Annotated in this window: 2 protein-coding genes; both read right to left on the reverse strand. The window is 57.1% G+C overall.

Annotated features, from left to right (window positions below):
* Positions 1-404 (reverse strand): ATP-binding protein (locus tag VMV64_RS03740; protein ID WP_325328614.1); only part of this gene is annotated, 404 nt, incomplete at its 3' end.
* A partial coding sequence (locus VMV64_RS03745; RefSeq protein WP_325328615.1) for a class I SAM-dependent DNA methyltransferase occupies positions 401-2216 on the reverse strand: 1816 nt, incomplete at its 5' end. The genes VMV64_RS03745 and VMV64_RS03740, both read right to left, overlap by 4 nt.

Below are 2216 nucleotides of genomic sequence, written 5' to 3' on the forward strand. Positions count from 1 at the left end.
CTGCCGATGCGGATAAAAGCCTGCCGCTCAAATTCCACCGGACTGCTGGCGGCTGCCGGAATCTCCAGCATGACCAGCCGTATGCCGTGGTAATCGACAAGCTTGAAGTTGAAAGCAATGGCCGGTTGCAGGCGCTGCGCCAACCACATATCCAGCGGCTGGCCTTGCTGCAACTGACCGGAAGGCTCGAACGTGGTGCTGACGGCAGCGTGATCGCCATCACGCACGCCCCACAGCACATAGGCAAACGGCTGATCGGCCAGCCGCGCTGCATTGGACAGTGCCGAGATCAGCTTGCCGATCATCTGCGCATCAGCATTGTTCTCCTTGAACTCCACCCACGAGGTCTCTGCCGGAAGCTGCCGCAGTTCGTCGATCAGGGCCAGTGTGCGTTGCTCGCTCAATTGGCTTTCCCCCTGGTTGCTTTGGCAGCAGGCTTGGCTTTGGCCGCTGCCGCCGTCATTTTCGTATACAGCTCAAACAGTTTTTCCAGCCGCTCGGTATCGTTCCTGAAGCGGCGACCGATGTAGATGCGCTCCAGCACCTCGTCGTTGCGCTCGTGGGCGTGGCGCAGGTTCTCCGGCATATTGTCCGGATCGTACAGGTCGGCGATGGTGGCGGGGAAATGCGCCTCGCGCGCCAGCAGGATGTTTTCCGCGCAGGCGGTCAGGTCGGCTTTGTTCTGCTCGGTGAGCAGGGGGACGGGGAAGGTGTTCCAGCCGAGGGTGTTGGAGTAGCGAAAGTCTGTTTTCATCTTTCCGCAGACCGTTGCAATCCAGACCAGATGCAGGCGGGAAGCGATGAGGGCCATGTTCCAGAGGGGGGCGTCGTAGAGGGCGAAGGCAAGGTTGCTAACAATGGCCCCAGGTTCCATATAACCAACAGGCAAGTAGTCTCGTGACTCAGAAGAAACGCTGGGAACAATCATTACAGTCTCACCACCAGACTGGCGAATTTCTCCGAATCTGTGAGGTACGTTTGCAAGCGTTACCGTTGCGGCCTTGGTACTGTCCAAGCGCATTTTCTTTACAGCTTGAAGCCTTTCCGCAATGGATGCGATGGAGCTGATCTCAACTGCATCCTCATCTCTAGCCCAAATACAGTACCGTTCAAGGCCGCGAATGAACTCAGCAGACCCCAATATTTTGCGGATAAATTTGCTTGACTGATCTGCTGTAAGAACAAGTGCTTGGACTTCGTCGTGAGAGAGCAGTAGATGGCCGCCATCCGTAGGCTGATTGCCTTTGGTCATTTCTGCCTGCCCGCCTAAAGGGCGTGGAAGTTTTTCCACCATCACATCGGCACCCGGTACCAAGTAGGCGTTGATGTGCTCTATCTCCTTCACATCCATCACATCATTTTTGCCATTACCGGCAACGGAATACAGGCGGCGCAAAGATTTGGTTTGCGATGACAAGCCCACGATCACCACGGTCACGCCCGCGTTGTGGCTGGCAAGATTGGCCCATTTGAACGAGGCGTGGGCAAACGCAATCCTGTTGCCCGTGCTGAAAACCAGCGGCCAGAGGATGGGCACTTGCTGCCCCTGGCAGATGGAGTTTGTGGATACGAACGCGGCGGCGGCATTAGTCTTGGTGCCATAATCGGCAGCCTTCATAAACCAGCCCGCCACATAGTCCAGTGATTTCCAGTTCTTCGTGCGCTTGGCGAAGATGGCTTGCAAATCCGCCTTCTGTTCGTCCGTTTGCCAAGTGGAGCCCAAATACGGTGGATTGCCGCAGATATACGTCTCGCCACCTTCGTTCACGAAGTCGATTCCCGTCTGATCGAGCGGCGTGCTGAATAAGTCATCACCGACCATCTTCACTCCCATCCCTGTGGATGGGCACACACTCAGCCAATCCAGCCGCAGTGCATTGTCGCAACGAATCCAGTTCTCGGTGTCCAGCGGGAGAAATGCTTGCAGCGCGTCCTTCTGCCCGCGATACAGCACGTCACACTGGAACTCGGCGATGATCAGCGCCAACCGTGCAATTTCCGCCGGAAAGTCGCGCAGCTCGATCCCCCGGAAGTTGGTGAGCGGAATCTCACTACCGAGATTCGACTCATCCCGACGACGGTTGATTTCCGCCTCGATCTCGCGCATCTGCTTGTAAGCAATGACCAGGAAGTTGCCCGAGCCGCAGGCCGGGTCGAAGACGCGGATGCGCGCCATGCGGCGACGCAGGTTCAGCAACTTGCGCTCGTTGTCGCCG

The organism is Sulfuricella sp. (assembly GCF_035531155.1).
In the GTDB taxonomy this organism is placed as follows: domain Bacteria; phylum Pseudomonadota; class Gammaproteobacteria; order Burkholderiales; family Sulfuricellaceae; genus Sulfuricella.